We start from the raw sequence: 16,526 nt of genomic DNA on the forward strand, positions 1-16,526 counted from the left end.
CTGCATTGACTGCGCGGTCTTCTTCGTCGCAACCATGAAGACTCACGACATTACTTTTTCATCTTCTCTAGCTTTTCCTGCAATTCGGCCAGTTGCGTCTTGATCTCGTCGAGATCGTCACCGTCCTTGGCAGGGCCGGAACTGCCGCCGACCAGACCGCCCGTCATCGCCTTGAAGAACGCGGCCTGCTGGGCGCGCATTGCATCAAAGCCCGGCATCGCGGTCATCGGGTTGGCCTTGGTCATGTTTTCCATGGCCTTGGACTGGCCTTCGCGCAGCATCTCGAAACTGGCGGCAAGGAATTGCGGGACCACAGACGCGGCTTGCGTGGTGTAGCTGCGCACCAGATCAGTCAGCACGTCGACGGGCAGCACGCTTTCGCCGCGGCTTTCGTGTTCGGCTATGATCTGGAGAAGATATTGCCGCGTCAGGTCGTCGCCTGATTTCAGATCGACGATCTGCACTTCGCGGCCTTCGCGGATGAACAGCGCGATATCTTCCAGCGTGACGTAGTCGCTGGTTTCGGTGTTATACAGGCGCCGGCTCGCGTAGCGCTTGATAAGCAGTGGTTTGTTGGTGTCAGCCAAGACGCGCCCTCCCCCGGACATGTTGCACTGCAGAGAAGCCTAGGCTGCGTATGCAAAAAAGGAAAGCGTTACCTCGAACGAAAAACGGCCCGCATGACGCGGGCCGTTTTCAGAACAAACCCCGAGGGAGGGCGGGGCAGTTCGCTTACTTCGCGGCTGTCGCTTTTTTCGCAGCAGCGGTCACTTCGTTCGTCGCTTTCTTGGCAGCGGCGGTCATTTCTTCGGACATGTCCTTGCCAGCGGCCAGAACCAGTTCCATCGTCTGTGTCTGGACCTTTTTCGCGATCTCGGCGAAAGCGGCCATATGCTCGGCGGCGGATTCAGCAGAGGCCGATGCGAAATCGGTCATCGCTTTGGCGTAATCGGCTGGCTCTGCCTTGGCGGATGCCATGGACTGCAGCTTGCTCAGCGTGTCCTGTGTCCACTTGGCGGACAGTTCGGTCGACTTGTGTGCGGCGTCGATGGCGACGGACGACATTTTCTCGGCCAGAGCGGTCTGGTTCTTGAATGTGTCTTCCATTGCTTTTGTGTCGACGGGGAACGCGCCCATCATGTCTTTGAACACGGCGGTGAAATCTTGGGTCTTGGCCATTGGAGTAATCCTTTATGTGTGCGGATCAACATCCGCTGTTTTCGTCTGACACCAATATGCATGCTGCAGTGCAGCATTTCAAGTATTTTTTCTGCACTGCAGCATGAAATTTTTGTAAAGCGGAAAAAGCGTATTCCGCTGGCTTACTTAGCGGAAACGTAAGTGCCGGGTGCGGGGGCCAGAACCGGATGATCAGCGCTGCCCGGTGTGCGTGCAGGCACGGATTTGCCGGATTTCGGCGCCAGCCACGAATCCCAGCGTGGCCACCACGACCCGTCATGGCGCACCGCGGTGTCGCGCCAGTCCTCGACCGTCAGCCCCAGTTCGGGGTTGGTGTAATGGCCATACTTGTTCTTGCTGGGCGGATTGATGATCCCCGCGATATGGCCGGATTCCGACAGGATGAAAGTCTTGTCCTTCGATCCCATCTTTTGCACGCCGGTATAGCTGCTTTTCCAAGCGGCGATGTGGTCCGTCTCGCAGGCGATGGCGCAAAGCGGGACGGTCACGTCTTTCAGATGGACCTTGGTGCCGCAGATCTCGAACCCGTCGGTGGCGAAACGGTCGCCCTGACACAGGCCACGCAGGTATTCGACCGACATCTTGGCCGGCAGGTTGGTGCCGTCCCCGTTCCAGTACAGCAGATCGAAGGCAGGCGGGGCCTTGCCCATCATGTAGCTCTTGATCGCAGGCCCATAGATCAGGTCGTTGGAGCGCAGATAGGAAAAGGTGCGCGACATGAAAAAGGAATCGAGGATGCCGTTCTCGTTCACTTCCGCCTCGATCCCGTCGACAAAATCATCGTCAAGGAACACCCCCACCTCGCCCCTGTCGGAGAAATCGGTCAGCGTGGTGAACAAGGTCGCGGCGTTGACGGAGGTATCCTTGCGCTGTTTCATCAGCGCCAGCGTCAGCGACAGCGTCGTGCCAGCGATGCAATAGCCCACGGCGTTGATCTTTTTGACGCCGCAGATCTTTTTCACCTCGGCGATGGCGGTCAGATAGCCGTCTTCAACGTAATCGGACATCGCTGTGTCGGCATAGGACGCATCGGGGTTCACCCAAGATACGACAAACACAGTATAGCCTTGATCCACGGCCCATTTGATCAGGCTGTTCTGCGGTTTCAGGTCAAGAATGTAAAACTTGTTGATCCACGGCGGAAAGATCAGCAGCGGGATTTCATGGACCGTGTCCGTGCTGGGCGCATATTGGATCAGCTCGAACATATGGTTGCGGAAAACGACCGACCCCGGCGTCGTTGCCAGATTCTCGCCAAGCTTGAACGCCTTTTTATCGGCCAGTGTCACGACGAGGTCACCGTCGTTGGCTTCCAGATCTGCGATCATGTTTTCCAGCCCCGCAACAAGGCTTTCGCCTTCGGTCTCGGCGGCAAGCGCCAGCGCTTCGGGGTTGGTGGGCAGGAAATTGGTGGGGCTGATCATGTCGACAAGCTGCTGGCTGAAATAGCGCAGGCGCTTTTTCTCGTCCGCGTCCAAGGTGTCGATATCCTCGACTGCCTGCTGCACGGCAGCGGCATTCATCAGGTATTGCTGCTTGATGAAGTTGAAATAGGGGTTGGTGTCCCAAAGTTCGTGGCTGAAACGACGATCCTTTGGGGTGTCGTCACTGGGTGGCGTCAGCTTGCCCTGCGCCAGCAGGTGCTGGGCCTCGACGTAATGCTTGACCGACTTGCCCCAGAATTCCAGCTGATGTTCGATCAGCTTGGCGGGATTCTGCATCATCTCGGTCATATAGGCGCTGGCGGCCTTGACATAAAGTTCCTGACTTGGCCCCTGCAGGGCGGGGGCGACCTTGCGCGATTGCCCCATCACTTTCAACAAACGCTGGGTGAGTTCTTCGACACGTGCAAGATTTGCTTCCAGTTTGGCAACACCTGTGCCCATTTCGTTGGCGGAATCTAAATCGTTTGTTGTCATGTTCATTCGCCTATGCGTATGCTGCAAGTGCAGCATGTGTGCGTGACCGATCGGAGCTTTCGATGAAGTATATGATGACCTATGACCTTATGGAAAGCACGCGGAATACCTATCAGTGGCTGGGGGCCAGTGCGCGCGCCTATGCATCCTATCCGATGATGTCTTGGGCCGCAAATCCGGCCATGGACTGGCTGAACGCCTGGGGTGAAGTGACCGAACGCACCTTTGCCCGTATGGTGGCGAAACCCGACTGGAACCTGCCGCCGATTTCCGATGAAAAGGGCCGCGATCATACCTTTGTTGTTGAACGCGTGCTGGAACGGCCTTTTGGCGATCTGATCCATTTTACAACGCCCAAACGCAAACCAAGCAAACGCCGCATCCTTCTTGTCGCACCGATGTCCGGACACTACGCGACGCTGCTGCGCAAGACCGTGCTGAGCCTGCTGTCCGATGCCGATGTCTATATCACCGACTGGCACAACGCGCGCGACATTCCCGTCAGCGCGGGCAAGTTCGATGTTGAAGATTATACAATGTATCTGGTCGAATTCATGCGCGAGCTTGGCCCCGATACCCATGTGATCGCAGTCTGCCAGCCCGTGCCGCTGGCACTCGCGGCAACCGCATATCTGGCCGCAGAAGACCCCAAGGCGCAGCCACGGTCACTGACCTTGATTGGCGGCCCTGTCGACCCAGAGGCGAACCACACCGAAGTCACCGATTTCGGGCGCTCGGTCACCATGGGCCAGCTGGAACAGACGATGATCCAGCGCGTCGGCTTCAAATATAGTGGCGTGGGCCGTCTGGTCTATCCGGGGCTGTTGCAGCTTGCGTCATTTATCTCGATGAACATGGAAACCCATACCAACGCTTTCCGCGACCAGATCATCAAGGCCGCCAAGGGCGAGGCGTCAGATTTCGACAAGCACAACATATTCTATGACGAATATCTGGCGGTCATGGACATGACGGCGGAATTCTATCTGTCCACGGTCGAGCGGATCTTCAAGAACCGCGAAATCGCGCTCAACAGCTTTACCGTGAACGGCAAGGCTGTCGATCTGGGCAAGATCACGACCGTCGCCGTCAAGATCGTCGAAGGCGAAAAGGACGATATCTCTGCCCCCGGCCAATGCCTTGCCGCGTTGCCCCTGCTGACAGGCCTGCCTGACAGCAAGAAATTCGCGCATCTGGAACCCGGTGCCGGGCATTACGGGATTTTCGCAGGTAGCAGCTGGCGGCATAACATCCGCCCGCTTGTGCTTGATTTCATCGACGCCAATTCCGGTGACACGGCCAAACCCGCCAACAAGAACGCCGCGGCCTGATCTACATCCGCAGCATCAGCGGCGCTTTCATCCAAGCCCGCAGTGCAGCCGTCACCTGATCAGGCGCTTCGAGCGTGGGCATGTATCCTGCGTCCTCGATCACCTTCAGCGTGGCATAGGGGATCAGTTCGGCCATGAATTCCTGCCGTTTGAGCGGATATTGCCCGTCATGCCGCCCGCAGATCACAAAGGCGGGCTGCTTGATCTGGCTGAGCGTCGATTGCTGGTCCTTGCGCCGCTGCATCGCGCGCGACTGGCTGACATAGGCCGCAGGCCCCAGCGCCTCGCCCATCTGGCGCAGATGCCGGACCAGCGCGACACGGTCGGTCGTGGGGGCCATCCATGTCGAATTGATCTCGTGCTGGAGGACTTCGTGCCAGCGCCCGCCGCCTTTGGCCGCGATGATATGGGGTTCGCGCGCAGCGGCGGTCTCGGGCGTTTCCGCCTGCGCGCTGGTCGCGATCAATGCGATGCGGGTCACACGGTCGGGCGCGCGGCGCAGGATTTCCAGCGCGACCATGCCGCCCATCCCCATCCCAGCCAGCGCGAATTTCGCAGGCGCCCATGTCAGGATCTGGGAGGCGACTTCCTCCATCCGCTCGCCCTGCGTCGTGGGCGCGAACATCACCGCGTAATCATTCCCGAGCTCCAGGATCTGCGGCCCGAACACCCCCACATCGCACAGCATGGGGGGCACAAGGACGATCGGCTCTCGCGACATTGATTTGATCCCTGGTATTTCCGGCTGCGGCCCTTTTGGCCTGCAAGTCCGCCCATCACAAGGGCGATCGGCGCAGGACCGCCGAAGGGGTCAGAGGCGCGCGATCACATCCGTGATACTGTCCGCGATCAGGGCAAGGCAGGTATCGTCGGAAAAGCGGTGGTCGGCTCCGTCCACCAGCGTCAGCCGCATGTCAGGCCCCTGCGCGTGATCCAGCAGGCGCAGCGCCACGGCCATGTCCACATCCTTGTCCGCCGTCCCTTGCAGGAAACGCACGGGAAACGGCAGCGGCAGCGGCGCACGCAAGACCAGATGGTCGCGCCCGTCCTCGATCAGGCGGCGGGTGATGATGTAAGGATCGCCATAGTCCGATGGCAGCGCGATCTGTCCGGCCGTCATCAGCGCCGCGCGTTGGGCGTCACTTGCGCCCGCCCACATGCTGTCCTCGGTGAAATCGGGGGCGGCGGCGATTGTCACCAGCCCCGCGACGCGTTCCGGCATCGTCCGCGCGATCAACAGTGAGATCCAGCCACCCATGCTGGACCCGACCAGAACAAGCGGTCCCGCGACCAGCCCGATGGCGGCCTGCGCATCCTCGAACCAGTCGCCAATCGCGCCATCGGTGAATTTCCCGCCGCTTTCGCCGTGGCCGGAATAGTCGAACCGCAAAAACGCCCTGCCCTGCTGGCGCGCCCAGTCTTCCAGAAAAACCGCCTTGGTGCCGCCCATGTCGGATTTGAACCCGCCAAGGAACACGACCGCGGGCCCTGTTCCGTCGGTCAGGTGATAGGCGATCTTGCGCCCCTGCGGGGTGGTGAATGTGTCAGTCATTTTGCACCTGATCCAGTCCGGCAGCCAAAGTCGCGGCACCAAAACACATCGCGCCAAAAAGGCCAAGCACCAGCGGCACGCTGATCGCCGCAAGCCCCGCGAAGGCCGCACCGCCCCCGATCAGCACCAGCCCGATCAGCGTATTGGACAAAGCGGTAAAGGCCGCGCGCTGGTCGGCGTCAGCCATATCGACCAGATGCGTATTGCGCCCCTGCCGCACGCCGTGATGCGCGATCATCAGGCCAAACAGGGCCGCCGGCAGCACCAGCGGGGCGCCGGTCAGCCCCGCCAGATGCAGCCCGACCGTGCCCAGCAGGACCGTGCCGCCCGCGCCCCCCGCAAGGATCAGCACCCACCGCGATGATCTGTCCGACAACCGCCCCCAGACAAAAGACGACACAAGCGACGCCAGCGCCGAGGCCAACACCAAGGCCCCTAATGCGCCCAGCCCGCTTTCGCTGTCGAGCAGCACCAGATATGGCGGCGCCAGTGCTGTCCCGATCAGCAAGGCCCGTGTCAGGATGAACAGGCGCAACTGCGGCTGCGTGCGCAACAGCCCGATGGTCGCGCGTTTCACATCGGTCGGAGCGGGGTCCGACGGGGTCTCGTCCAGTGCAAAGAACACAGCCCCCGCCGCCAGCCAGCACACCGCCGCCAGAAAGATCGCACCGATAACGATCACATACCGCTCGCCCCAGCCTGTCAAAAGCAGCAACGCGAACAGGATCACCCCGACAGCCCCGGCCGAGCTTGCCAGACCCATCGCCGTCCCGCGCCGCGCGTTGCCGACGGTCTTGCCCAGCACATCCTTGTAACTAGCCGAACAGACCGACCGCGCCACAGCCAGCACTGCCAGCAAGCCGATGATGGCAGCCCCCGCAACCATGCCGTCCTGCGTCAACCCGACCAGCGCGATGCCTGCCGCTGCCAGCCCCTGCACCACGGCCCCGCCCGCCCAGAAGTATTTGCGCAATTTGCTGCGCGAAATCACCGGCGTGACCAGCAGTTGCGGCATCAGCGCGCCTGCTTCGCGCACCGGCACCAGCAGCCCGACCCAGAACGCACCCGCGCCCAGATGGGTCAAAAGCCAGCTTAGCACCAGTTTGGGGTCGATCAGCCCGTCGGCCAGCTTGCTACCGCCCAACGCCAGCACATGGCGCAAAAAATTGCGCGGTTCGGCCTTTTGCGCGGCCTCGGGCAGATCGGGGTCTGGGTCTGTCTTGCGCGTCAGCGCGTTGAAAACAGCGGTAGCATAGGACAATGGCTATCTCCCGCCGGACGGGAGGTCAGGCTCAAGGTGGCTAGGTCAGGGTTGGGTCAGCCACCGACATAGACCGCTTTGCGCGGACGGTAAAAGATTTTCTGGTCGTGCAGGCGGCCGAGCAACTCCTCGCCCGTGCGCTGGTCCTGTTCGATCACGCGGATCGACTCCATATGGGCGGGGTTTTCCTCGGACAGGGCCAGCCGCATGCGCGACAATTCCCGTCCACGCGCGCGCAGGGCCTCTTCGATCAGGTCGACATCGGCGATGCTCAGATCGAAAGTGCGGTTGTAGCTTGGCATGATGCATCCCCGTGCTGCGTGTTTCGTATCGGAAACTGATGTCGGTTTTACCGCGCAAGGCGTCGCAGTCAACGTATATCTGTGCATACAAATCATGCGGCGAATTCAATCGGCTTGACCATTCCACGGCGCGGCGGCATCTAGGCCGCACATATCACCCGCAACCGGGCGTTCCGTGGGCGCCAAACCGACGAGGAGCTTGCCGATGGCACAGATTTCCCTGACCTTTCCCGATGGCAACAGCCGGTCCTATGCCGCAGGCATTACCGCTGCCGATGTCGCCAGCGATATCTCCCCATCGCTGCGCAAAAAGGCGATTTCCGCCACCGTCAACGGCGCCCATTGGGACCTGCAATGGCCGATCAAGGCTGACGCACAGATCGCCATCAACACGATGAAGGACGACGCGGCCGCACTTGAACTCGTCCGCCACGACCTTGCCCATATCATGGCCCGCGCCGTGCAGGAAATCTGGCCCGATACCCAAGTCACCATCGGCCCCGTGATCAAGGACGGCTGGTATTACGATTTCGACCGCAAGGAACCGTTCACGCCCGAGGACCTTGGTCTGATCGAGAAAAAGATGAAGGAGATCATCAACAAACGCGATGATGTCCGCACCGAGATCTGGGACCGCGCCCGCGCCGTGCAGTATTACACCGACCGTGGCGAGCCTTATAAGGTCGAACTGATCGACAGCATCCCCGGCAATGAACCGTTGCGCATGTACTGGCATGGCGATTGGCAGGATCTGTGCCGTGGGCCGCATTTGCAGAACACTGGCCAAGTGCCTGCCGATGCGTTCAAGCTGATGAACATCGCCGGTGCCTATTGGCGCGGCGACAGCACCCGCCCGATGCTGCAGCGCATCTACGGCACGGCCTTTACCAACAAGGAAGCGCTGAAAGACCACCTGCACCGGCTGGAAGAAGCCGCCAAGCGCGACCACCGCAAGCTCGGCCGCGAAATGAACCTGTTTCACATGCAGGAAGAAGCCCCCGGTCAGGTGTTCTGGCACCCCAACGGCTGGACGATCTATACCGAACTGCAGGACTACATGCGCCGCCGCCAGCGCGCGGGCGGCTATGTCGAGGTGAACACACCCCAAGTCGTAGATCGCAAGCTGTGGGAAAAATCCGGCCATTGGGACAAATATCAGGAAAACATGTTCATCGTCGAAGTGGACGAAGAACATGCCCGCGAAAAAGCGGTCAATGCCCTGAAACCGATGAACTGCCCCTGCCATGTGCAGATCTTCAATCAGGGTTTGAAATCCTATCGCGACCTGCCGTTGCGGATGGCCGAATTCGGGTCTTGCGCGCGCTATGAGCCATCGGGCGCGCTGCACGGCATCATGCGCGTGCGCGGTTTTACGCAGGATGACGGGCATATTTTCTGCCGCGAAGACCAGATCGAACCCGAAACCGCGCGCTTTATCGCGTTTCTGTCGCGCGTTTATGCCGATCTGGGGTTCCATGACTGGACCATCAAATTGTCCACCCGCCCCGAGCAGCGGATCGGGTCGGACGCGACATGGGATATGATGGAAAAGGCGCTGGGCGATGCCTGCCGTGCGGCGGGCTATGATTTCGAGATACTCGAAGGCGAAGGCGCGTTCTACGGCCCGAAACTGGAATTCACGCTGACCGACGCCATCGGGCGCAACTGGCAATGCGGCACCTTGCAGGTGGATGCGAACCTGCCTGAACGGCTGGAGGCTGAATACATTGGCACGGATGGTGAAAAACACCGCCCCGTCATGTTGCACCGAGCGACCTTGGGGTCGTTCGAGCGGTTCATCGGCATCCTGATCGAGGAACATGCGGGCAAACTCCCCTTCTGGCTCGCCCCGCGTCAGGTGGTGGTGGCGACCATCGTCTCCGACGCGGACGACTACGCGCGCGAACTGGTGTCCGCGCTGACCGCCGCAGGCGTGCGCGCCGAAGCCGACACCCGCAATGAAAAGATCAACTACAAGGTCCGCGAACATTCTGTCGGCAAGGTGCCTGTCATCCTTGCCGTCGGCGCGCGCGAGGTCGAGGAACGCACGGCGACAGCACGTCAGCTGGGCGAAAATCAGACCCGCGTCGTGACAATGGACGAGATCGTGGCGGAACTGAAGCTGCGCGCCACGCCGCCTGATTTGCTGTAACTTTGGAAAGGCGCGCTGTTAAAAGTGCGCCTTTTCCTCATCCGGCTTGCCCGCGGCAATGGCGAGCAAGCCACCGAGGGCTGCAAACCCGATCGGGAACATCGTGCCCACATTGAACCCGAACGCGGTGTAGAAAAAGGCCGCTGCCAGCAGCATCAGGATGCCGCCCCACAGCGCGCGGGTCTTGGCCATCGCGCCCCCTGCAATCGCCAGCAAGGGTGCGATGAAACTGGCGAACCGGATGAAACCGGGGTTTTCCAGCACGCCGAAAATCTCGCCCACTTCGGCGCGATTCTGGGACAATTCGGCATAGCCATAGCCGAACATCCCCACGACGATCCCGATCAATCCTCCGATCAGACCCAATATGGCAGCAGCGTTGCGCATCGTCTTTTCCTTGTTATGTTCCGTTCAGATAGGCATGGCGGCGTCAGCTGCCAAGGTATTTCGCCTGCACATCCGCTTTCCAGCCGATGGTCCAGCCGTCGTCGGTTGCGATCACCGGGCGTTTCATCAGCGTCGGGTAAGCCGCGAGCAAGGCCGCGGTATCCTGTGCGCGCGCCTCTTCGGACAGGCCGCGCCACGTGGTCGAGGCGCGATTGATCGCAGCATCGCCAAAGGCCATCACGATGGCCTGGATGTCGTCATAGTGCAGCCCGTCGGACCGCACGTCGATCACCTGCGGCGTGAAGCCCTGCGCTTGCAGTGCGGCCAGCGCCTTGCGGCAGGTATCGCAGGTCTTCAGCCCGAAAAAGCGCATCATCAACTCCTGTTTACTGCGACGTCGTGTCAATTGCGTTTTTCATAAAACACCGGAGTCTTGGGATTACAAGGCAAAGGGAAGACCGCTTGTCGCGGAGCCCAAGTGCTGGCGACAAAAGGAGAGGACGACATGCCAAGCGGTACAGTAAAATGGTTCAACACGACCAAGGGGTTCGGTTTCATCGCCCCCGATGATGGCGGCAACGATATCTTCGTGCATATCTCGGCGGTGGAACAATCGGGGATGACGGGGTTGGCGGACAACCAGAAGATCACCTTCGATCTGGTCGAAGGACGCGACGGGCGCAAGATGGCGGGCAATCTGGCGAAGGCCGATTAATCCAGCCAGACCGCCTGTGCGGTGGCGTCCCAGCCCAGCGTCCAGCGGGTGCCGTCCGTAATGACGGGGCGGGCCATAAGTGCTGGTTGCGCGTCAAGCTGCGCCTCGGTTTCCGATTCGCGCAGCCATGCGGTCAGGTTGCGGTAGGCCTGCGATTTGCGGTCGATCAGTCTGTCGCCGAATTCCGCGATCAGCGGCGCCCATTCAGCCGCACTCAGCGGGTCGGCGCGGATGTCGCGAAAGGTCACGCCGTGATCCGCCAGCGCCCGCAGCGCTGCCTTGCAATCCGAACAGGTAGGCAGGCCATAGAGGATCATCACGGTTCCACTTTGTTAACCATGCCGCGCAATGCTGCGCGGCATGGCCTGTTATTGTCGCTCCGCGTGTTGTGGCGCAACCCCGGATCGTCGCTGGCATCTTTGCTGACCGTTCCAGCGCTCCGCATTGGTGGCGTTCACGATGCCATGACAGCGGATATCAGTCAGGCAAGCGTTGTCATGTCGATGACAAAGCGATAGCGGACATCCTTGTTCTTGACGCGCGCCATTGCGGTCTGCACCTCGTCGGCGGAGACCATCTCGATGTCGGCCTGAATGTTCCGCTCGGCACAGTAGTCCAGCATCGCTTGCGTTTCGGAAAGGCTGCCGATCAACGATGCGGTGACCGATTTTCGCCCTGCGGCAAGCACGATATTGTTCGGCTGTTCGGTGAAAGGCGTGAACAAGCCCACGTTGATCAGAACACCATCGGTCCGCAACATCATCAGGAACGGATTGGGGTCAAATCCGACAGGCACCGTCGACAAAATGCTGTGAAAGCTGCCAAACCTTGCAGCCACCGCCTCTGGGTCAGGCCAGACCATCACATCCGCTGCACCCATCGCCAACGCATCTGCCCGTTTGGTTTCGGAGGTGGTCATGACCGTCACCTCTGCGCCCCGCGCAACCGCGAGCTTGACGGCCACATGGCCCAGCCCGCCCAGCCCTACGACGGCGACACGGTCACCCGCCCCCACCTGCCATTGCTCCATCGGGGAAAAGGTGGTGACACCCGCGCAAAGCAAAGGCGCGGTCCTTGCAAGGTCCATCCCGTCGGGGATGCGCAGGGTGAATGCTTCGCGCACGACGATCCGGTTGGAATAGCCACCCAGCACGTTTTCGCCTGTGGGGCGATGCAGGCCATAGGTTTGCGTATTCCCGCGGGCGCAATATTGTTCGGTCCCCGCAAGGCAGAATTCACATTCACCGCAGGAATTGACCATGCAACCGACGCCGGCCGCATCACCGACCTTGAACCGCGTCACCGCCGCTCCGACCGCCGCGACGCGTCCAACGATTTCATGGCCCGGCATGAGCGGCCAGTTGGTAAAGCCGAAGTCGTTATTGGCAAAGTGGATATCGGTATGGCAAATGCCGCAATACAGAATGTCGATCAGCACGTCGTCAGGGTTCAGCGTGCGGCGGTCGAACGCCATCACCTGCGGCGCCTGTCCTTGGGCGGACCAAGCCAAGCCGCGCGCGGGGAAAGGCCCTGCGTCAAGCCCTGCAGCCTCTTGCGCCTGCGCCGCGCTGCCAAAGCCTGCACCGCCTGCAACAATGGCGCCGCTGGCCGTCATTCCCGCCAGCAATGCGCGGCGCGTCAGATCGCCTGACAGATGCGGCCCCTGACCGGTTATACAGTTTTCACACATTGATAAGTCTCCAGTTTTTTCAGGTTGATGACAGGTCCGGTTCAGCCTGCCCTGCGCCACAGGGCAATGCCCGCCCAGATGAACAGACCCTGCACAACCACCCGGATCGTGGCGGCGACAGGCGGGGCAAAGACCGGATCAGGGCGGACATAATCCCACAGGTGCAGCGGCAGGTAAGCGGCGCACAAGACAGCGAAAGCCAGACCGCCCAAGGCCCGTGTGGGGCGCAGCAGGACGGCAAGGCCAATGGCAATCTGAACGAGGCCCGCTGCCAGAATGACGGGGACGGCAGGAAGGAATGGTGGCACCAAGTCCGCGAACCCCTGCGGCGCCGCGAAATGTGCGACACCGCCGCCGATCATGACAAAGGCCGCAAGACCGACAAGTGCAAGCTCGACACCTTTGCGGCCAAAGGGTGTCGCCTCAGCCATGTAGCACCTTGGTTGCGGCCACGGCCACATCCTTCCATGCGTCCCATTCAGCCAGACGCGCCTGATAGGTGCCCGGCACCATCATGGTTGGCAGCACGCCCAGAAAAAGCCGCAGCGGTGGGGCATCGGCATCGACAAGCGCCAGGATCGCGGGGCCAACCGCGGCCGGATCACCGTAAACATCGGGGGGCATCTGTTGCGCCGCCAGTGCCGCGCGCACCCCGTCATAGGCCGCAATCGGGGCCGCATGGATGGCCGAAGCACCCGCCCAGTCCGTCGCATAGGGCCCCGGTTCGACCAATGTCACCTTGATACCAAGCCCTGCCACCTCTTGGGCCAGCGCATCACTGAGCCCTTCGACGGCCCATTTCGAGGCGTGATAGCCACCAAGCCCCGGAAAGGTCATCACCCCGCCCACGGTCGAGATCTGCACGATGTGGCCCGACGCCTGCGCCCGCAGCACCGGCAGAACGGCCTGTGTCATGTGAAGCAGGCCGAAAAAGTTGACCTCCATCTGGTCACGCATCTGCGCCTCGGTCAGTTCCTCGATCATGCCAAACAGCCCGTATCCGGCGTTGTTCACCACCACATCGATCTGACCCAAGGCCTCTTGGGCCTGCGCGACCACGGCAAAGCATGCAGCGCGGTCGGTCACATCCAGCGCCAGCCGCACCACCTGATCGCCAAAGCGCTGTGCCAGATCGGCAAGCGCATCGATGTCGCGGGCCGTCGCGGCCACTCGGTCGCCCCGCGACAGGGCGGCTTCGGCAAACGCACGGCCAAGGCCGCGATTCGCGCCAGTTACAAGCCAGTGTTTCATCGTCTATACTCCTCTTGCAGCCGCAATCTGAACGGCGATAAGATGTCACGTAACAAACAATCTGAGCACTGCATAGATGAAAAATGCCGCACCCCCTGCCAAGGCGGGCTACCATCACGGAAACTTGAAAGCCGCGCTTGTCGAAGCGGCCGATGCCATCTTGCGCGACAAGGGCGTCGAAGGCTTTTCCTTGCGCGAAGCCGCGCGGCGTGCCGGCGTTTCGATCGGGGCACCGGCGCATCACTTCGGTTCGGCCACCGGCCTTCTGACCGAAGTGGCGCTGCTGGGCTACGACAGCCTGGGCGAGGCCCTGAACGCCGTCGCGGCAACCGACGACCCGGCGGCTGATCTCAGGGCGCTGGCCCTTGCCTATGTGCGGTTCGCACTGGCCTATCCGGGGCGGTTCCGGCTGATGTTCCGGCAAGACCTCGTGAACAGGGACGATCCCCGCTATGCAACGGCCAGCACAAACGCCTTGTCGGGGTTCGCGGCGGCGATCATGCGGCGCGATACGGCATCACAGGATATGATGGCCGAGGTTTTCGTCGTTTGGTCATCGATCCACGGCATGGCAAATCTCGTTGTGGATGGAAAAGCAAAATACCTGTTCGGCGGCGCAACACCTGACGCGTTTGCCGAAGATATCCTGCCCGGACTGCTGGAGGACGCGTGGCCTTTCGGTCGGGCCAACTAGGCGCGCACGCAACGGCCACCCCGCAATAGCGACGCTCCAAGCGCCAGCACCGGGCAGCCTGGTTGAAAGTCTGCCTGATCCCGACTAGACGATCACGACATTACGGGAGGTACCGATGAACGACGGTCCACGCCAGGCCCGGTCGGCGGCAACGCTGGAACGCATTCTGTCTGCGGCACTGGTCGAGTTCCGCGCCGACGGATTTCGTGGTGCTGGCATCGCCGCCATCTGCAAACGCGCGGGTGTCAGCCCCGGGAACCTGTACCATTACTTTTCGGGCAAAGAAGAAATCGTGGCGGCCATTGTCGAGCGCGACCGCGCCCATATCCGCGGTGTGATCGAGCAACTTCTGTCGTCGGACACCCCCATACAAGCCATCGTGAATGCCATCACCAGCAAACCGCCCCGCGACGGATTTGGCATGGACGCGGTTTTGTCGCTGGAAATTTACGCCGAGGCAGCACGAAATCAGGCCATCGGGCAAATCCTCCAGGACTTTTCGCGCGGTCTGCGCGCCGAGGCTGTCGACATGCTCGAAGCACTGAAGGCACGGGGCGATATCGCCCCGACGACCGACCTGTCAGCTGCTGCCGACCTGATGATCGCGCTTGTCGACGGTGTCATGGTGCAACGCGCGGTTATGGACCCTCAGGGCGACCCAAGTGCCTTTACCAAACCCCTCGAACGGATGCTGGCGGGACTGCTTAACGGGCAGCTAAGCAAAGAAGAGTGATCGCACTACTTTTCGATTGACCAAAACCAGTCACCACATTACCAGAGCGTTCATTCTGTTTTTTGTGGGCCGAAAATCATGACTTTTGCAAAGCACCGCGCATGGTAATCGGGCGGGCGCAAGCAGGCGCGCTGTGGGCTGCAGCCGTGACGAAGGCGAGCGTCGGGTCGCCGGTTGATCCGCACCCTTGCGACCACTGCTTTGTGGTGCCGCGTTCAGCGGCGCATCGGGCAGTTGTTTCGCACGCTCTTTCAATCCTTGGCGTTCTGCCATCAGTCCTGTGAGGTTCTTCATGCGCGCTATGTTCATGCCAGCGCTGTGCCTGTCGCTGATCGCTTTTGCGGTGGATCCGGCGACGACATGGGCCGACACCCCGCCAACGCCAGTCCTTGCGGTCGAGGCCAGTGCTGCTGCTCCGGAATGGCAGCGCACCCTGATCGGTCGGATCGCGGCAAGGCGCACCGTGGACATGGCGTTCGAAGTGCCGGGCCGGCTGATCCGGCTCCATGCCGACGAGGGCGCCACGCTTGCGGCAGGCGCGCCGCTGGCGGAACTGGACCCTGTCGCTTTTACCCTCGCGCTCGAAGAGGCGCGCGTGTCAGCCGAACAAGCACAAGCCGGTTTTGAGCGGATGAGCGCCCTGCGCGCGCGCGGTGTCACTCCCGAGACATCCTTGGAAGAAGCCCGCGCCGCCCATGAATTGCGGCGGATTGCCGTGCGAATGGCCGAGCGGGACTTGGCGCTGGCATCGCTCAGTGCACCATTCGAGGCGATGGTCGCGCAGCGCCTTGTGCCCGAGAACAGCCTGATCCAGCCGGGCACCGCCGTGTTGCGTCTGCACGACATCAGCGAATGGCGCGTGACCGTATCGATCCCGGAAGGGTTGATGCGGCTTGACACACCGCTCGACCAGGTGCGCATCGAGGCCGTGATCGGAACTGATCCCGTCCGTCGCGTGCCGTTGATCTATCGCGAGAATCAGGCGCAACCGGACCCGGTGGCACAGACCTTTCTGGTGACCTTCACCGCCGATCTGCCACCCGATAGCGGCCTGCTGCCGGGCATGGCGGTGACGGTCGAGATCGGCGCAGGCCGCACCGATCCGGCTTCGGGGGTTGCTGTGCCGGTCTCGGCGCTGGTGCCTGCGCCAGATGGCACACTGCTGGTCTGGCGCATCTCGGGCGGCCGCGCGGACCCCGTCCCAGTCGAAGTCGCAGGCATTACGGGCGAAAGCGCGCTGGTCGCCAGCGGCCTTGTCGCAGGGGATGTCGTGATCACAGCCGGGCAAACCGACCTGATGCCAGGCCAGCCCGTCCGCGCATTGATGGACCGCTAGAAA

19 protein-coding genes are annotated in these 16,526 nt (G+C 61.4%); 6 read left to right on the top strand and 13 right to left on the bottom strand.

Annotated features, from left to right (window positions below; genetic code table 11):
* Window positions 1-50: 50 nt before the first annotated feature.
* The 3 genes from phaR to VCK47_RS05700 form a co-directional block, all read right to left on the bottom strand.
* Window positions 51-587 (bottom strand): polyhydroxyalkanoate synthesis repressor PhaR, encoded by a 537-nt coding sequence (gene phaR, locus VCK47_RS05690; protein WP_322889743.1) that lies wholly within the window; start codon window positions 585-587, stop codon window positions 51-53.
* 145 nt (window positions 588-732) lie between these two features.
* Window positions 733-1,179: a phasin family protein gene (locus VCK47_RS05695; protein ID WP_322889744.1), complete on the bottom strand. Its 447-nt coding sequence runs from the start codon at window positions 1,177-1,179 to the stop codon at window positions 733-735.
* A gap of 143 nt (window positions 1,180-1,322) precedes the next feature.
* Complete coding sequence (locus tag VCK47_RS05700; RefSeq protein WP_416236648.1) at window positions 1,323-3,119, bottom strand: PHA/PHB synthase family protein; 1,797 nt, start codon at window positions 3,117-3,119, stop codon at window positions 1,323-1,325.
* 62 nt (window positions 3,120-3,181) lie between these two features.
* Between VCK47_RS05700 and phaZ the strand changes: the two genes are divergently transcribed.
* Complete coding sequence (gene phaZ, locus VCK47_RS05705) at window positions 3,182-4,450, top strand: polyhydroxyalkanoate depolymerase (RefSeq protein ID WP_322889746.1); 1,269 nt, start codon at window positions 3,182-3,184, stop codon at window positions 4,448-4,450.
* Between the two features lies 1 nt (window position 4,451).
* On the opposite strand, the gene VCK47_RS05710 is transcribed toward phaZ, so the two are convergent.
* From VCK47_RS05710 to VCK47_RS05725, 4 genes are all read right to left on the bottom strand, one after another.
* Window positions 4,452-5,171 carry an alpha/beta hydrolase gene (locus VCK47_RS05710; protein WP_322889747.1) on the bottom strand — a complete coding sequence of 240 codons (720 nt, stop codon included), beginning with the start codon at window positions 5,169-5,171 and terminating at the stop codon, window positions 4,452-4,454.
* A gap of 90 nt (window positions 5,172-5,261) precedes the next feature.
* Entirely contained in the window at window positions 5,262-6,002 is a 741-nt protein-coding gene (locus VCK47_RS05715) for an alpha/beta hydrolase (protein WP_322889748.1), read from the bottom strand.
* Complete coding sequence (locus tag VCK47_RS05720; RefSeq protein ID WP_322889749.1) at window positions 5,995-7,263, bottom strand: MFS transporter; 1,269 nt, start codon at window positions 7,261-7,263, stop codon at window positions 5,995-5,997. The genes VCK47_RS05715 and VCK47_RS05720 overlap by 8 nt, the downstream gene beginning before the upstream one ends.
* A 56-nt stretch (window positions 7,264-7,319) precedes the next feature.
* A complete protein-coding gene (locus VCK47_RS05725; RefSeq protein WP_322889750.1) occupies window positions 7,320-7,565 on the bottom strand; it encodes a hypothetical protein in 246 nt (81 codons plus the stop codon).
* Between the two features lie 205 nt (window positions 7,566-7,770).
* On the opposite strand from VCK47_RS05725, the gene thrS reads away from it, so the two are divergent.
* Window positions 7,771-9,717 carry a threonine--tRNA ligase gene (gene thrS, locus VCK47_RS05730; protein WP_322889751.1) on the top strand — a complete coding sequence of 649 codons (1,947 nt, stop codon included), beginning with the start codon at window positions 7,771-7,773 and terminating at the stop codon, window positions 9,715-9,717.
* Between the two features lie 18 nt (window positions 9,718-9,735).
* Here thrS and VCK47_RS05735 read toward each other — a convergent pair whose 3' ends face one another.
* Together VCK47_RS05735 and VCK47_RS05740 are read right to left on the bottom strand one after the other, a co-directional pair.
* Window positions 9,736-10,104, bottom strand: a complete 369-nt coding sequence (locus VCK47_RS05735) for a hypothetical protein (protein ID WP_322889752.1) — start codon at window positions 10,102-10,104, stop codon at window positions 9,736-9,738.
* A gap of 43 nt (window positions 10,105-10,147) precedes the next feature.
* The gene (locus VCK47_RS05740) at window positions 10,148-10,477 is read right to left on the bottom strand and encodes an arsenate reductase family protein (protein ID WP_322890035.1); all 330 of its coding nucleotides are present in this window, start codon (window positions 10,475-10,477) and stop codon (window positions 10,148-10,150) included.
* A 132-nt stretch (window positions 10,478-10,609) separates the two neighbouring features.
* Between VCK47_RS05740 and VCK47_RS05745 the strand changes: the two genes are divergently transcribed.
* Window positions 10,610-10,819 carry a cold-shock protein gene (locus VCK47_RS05745; protein ID WP_007205475.1) on the top strand — a complete coding sequence of 70 codons (210 nt, stop codon included), beginning with the start codon at window positions 10,610-10,612 and terminating at the stop codon, window positions 10,817-10,819.
* Here VCK47_RS05745 and VCK47_RS05750 read toward each other — a convergent pair.
* The 4 genes from VCK47_RS05750 to VCK47_RS05765 all read right to left on the bottom strand — a co-directional run bounded on the left by VCK47_RS05750 (window position 10,816) and on the right by VCK47_RS05765 (window position 13,760).
* Window positions 10,816-11,136, bottom strand: coding sequence for an arsenate reductase family protein (locus VCK47_RS05750; protein WP_322889753.1), 321 nt, complete (start codon window positions 11,134-11,136; stop codon window positions 10,816-10,818). The two genes, VCK47_RS05745 and VCK47_RS05750, sit on opposite strands and share 4 nt — an antisense overlap.
* Window positions 11,137-11,300: 164 nt before the next feature.
* Entirely contained in the window at window positions 11,301-12,509 is a 1,209-nt protein-coding gene (locus tag VCK47_RS05755; protein ID WP_322889754.1) for an NAD(P)-dependent alcohol dehydrogenase, read from the bottom strand.
* A gap of 41 nt (window positions 12,510-12,550) precedes the next feature.
* Complete coding sequence (locus VCK47_RS05760) at window positions 12,551-12,940, bottom strand: hypothetical protein (protein WP_322889755.1); 390 nt, start codon at window positions 12,938-12,940, stop codon at window positions 12,551-12,553.
* Window positions 12,933-13,760 (bottom strand): oxidoreductase, encoded by an 828-nt coding sequence (locus tag VCK47_RS05765; protein WP_322889756.1) that lies wholly within the window; start codon window positions 13,758-13,760, stop codon window positions 12,933-12,935. Before VCK47_RS05765 ends, VCK47_RS05760 begins: the two co-directional genes overlap by 8 nt.
* Window positions 13,761-13,836: 76 nt before the next feature.
* Here VCK47_RS05765 and VCK47_RS05770 point away from each other — a divergent pair, with 76 nt between their 5' ends.
* From VCK47_RS05770 to VCK47_RS05780, 3 genes are all read left to right on the top strand, one after another.
* A complete protein-coding gene (locus VCK47_RS05770; RefSeq protein ID WP_322889757.1) occupies window positions 13,837-14,454 on the top strand; it encodes a TetR/AcrR family transcriptional regulator in 618 nt (205 codons plus the stop codon).
* Window positions 14,455-14,569: 115 nt separating this feature from the next.
* On the top strand, window positions 14,570-15,187 hold the full coding sequence (locus VCK47_RS05775) for a TetR/AcrR family transcriptional regulator (protein ID WP_322889758.1): 618 nt from the start codon (window positions 14,570-14,572) through the stop codon (window positions 15,185-15,187).
* 292 nt (window positions 15,188-15,479) lie between these two features.
* Window positions 15,480-16,523, top strand: coding sequence for an efflux RND transporter periplasmic adaptor subunit (locus VCK47_RS05780; protein WP_322889759.1), 1,044 nt, complete (start codon window positions 15,480-15,482; stop codon window positions 16,521-16,523).
* Window positions 16,524-16,526 lie beyond the last annotated feature (3 nt).

Origin of the sequence: Yoonia sp. 72 (assembly GCF_034652275.1) — a bacterium.
GTDB lineage: Bacteria > Pseudomonadota > Alphaproteobacteria > Rhodobacterales > Rhodobacteraceae > Yoonia.

Bases quoted from the DNA above. Each gene is read 5' to 3' on its own strand.
- VCK47_RS05700 (WP_416236648.1), bottom strand. From the start codon at position 3,119: ATGACAACAAACGATTTAGATTCCGCCAACGAAATGGGCACAGGTGTT.
- VCK47_RS05750 (WP_322889753.1), bottom strand. From the start codon at position 11,136: ATGATCCTCTATGGCCTGCCTACCTGTTCGGATTGCAAGGCAGCGCTG.
- VCK47_RS05770 (WP_322889757.1), top strand. From the start codon at position 13,837: ATGAAAAATGCCGCACCCCCTGCCAAGGCGGGCTACCATCACGGAAAC.
- VCK47_RS05740 (WP_322890035.1), bottom strand. From the start codon at position 10,477: ATGCGCTTTTTCGGGCTGAAGACCTGCGATACCTGCCGCAAGGCGCTG.
- VCK47_RS05780 (WP_322889759.1), top strand. From the start codon at position 15,480: ATGCGCGCTATGTTCATGCCAGCGCTGTGCCTGTCGCTGATCGCTTTT.
- VCK47_RS05695 (WP_322889744.1), bottom strand. From the start codon at position 1,179: ATGGCCAAGACCCAAGATTTCACCGCCGTGTTCAAAGACATGATGGGC.
- thrS (WP_322889751.1), top strand. From the start codon at position 7,771: ATGGCACAGATTTCCCTGACCTTTCCCGATGGCAACAGCCGGTCCTAT.
- VCK47_RS05765 (WP_322889756.1), bottom strand. From the start codon at position 13,760: ATGAAACACTGGCTTGTAACTGGCGCGAATCGCGGCCTTGGCCGTGCG.
- VCK47_RS05775 (WP_322889758.1), top strand. From the start codon at position 14,570: ATGAACGACGGTCCACGCCAGGCCCGGTCGGCGGCAACGCTGGAACGC.
- phaZ (WP_322889746.1), top strand. From the start codon at position 3,182: ATGAAGTATATGATGACCTATGACCTTATGGAAAGCACGCGGAATACC.
- VCK47_RS05725 (WP_322889750.1), bottom strand. From the start codon at position 7,565: ATGCCAAGCTACAACCGCACTTTCGATCTGAGCATCGCCGATGTCGAC.
- VCK47_RS05715 (WP_322889748.1), bottom strand. From the start codon at position 6,002: ATGACTGACACATTCACCACCCCGCAGGGGCGCAAGATCGCCTATCAC.
- VCK47_RS05745 (WP_007205475.1), top strand. From the start codon at position 10,610: ATGCCAAGCGGTACAGTAAAATGGTTCAACACGACCAAGGGGTTCGGT.
- VCK47_RS05760 (WP_322889755.1), bottom strand. From the start codon at position 12,940: ATGGCTGAGGCGACACCCTTTGGCCGCAAAGGTGTCGAGCTTGCACTT.
- VCK47_RS05755 (WP_322889754.1), bottom strand. From the start codon at position 12,509: ATGTGTGAAAACTGTATAACCGGTCAGGGGCCGCATCTGTCAGGCGAT.
- VCK47_RS05735 (WP_322889752.1), bottom strand. From the start codon at position 10,104: ATGCGCAACGCTGCTGCCATATTGGGTCTGATCGGAGGATTGATCGGG.
- VCK47_RS05710 (WP_322889747.1), bottom strand. From the start codon at position 5,171: ATGTCGCGAGAGCCGATCGTCCTTGTGCCCCCCATGCTGTGCGATGTG.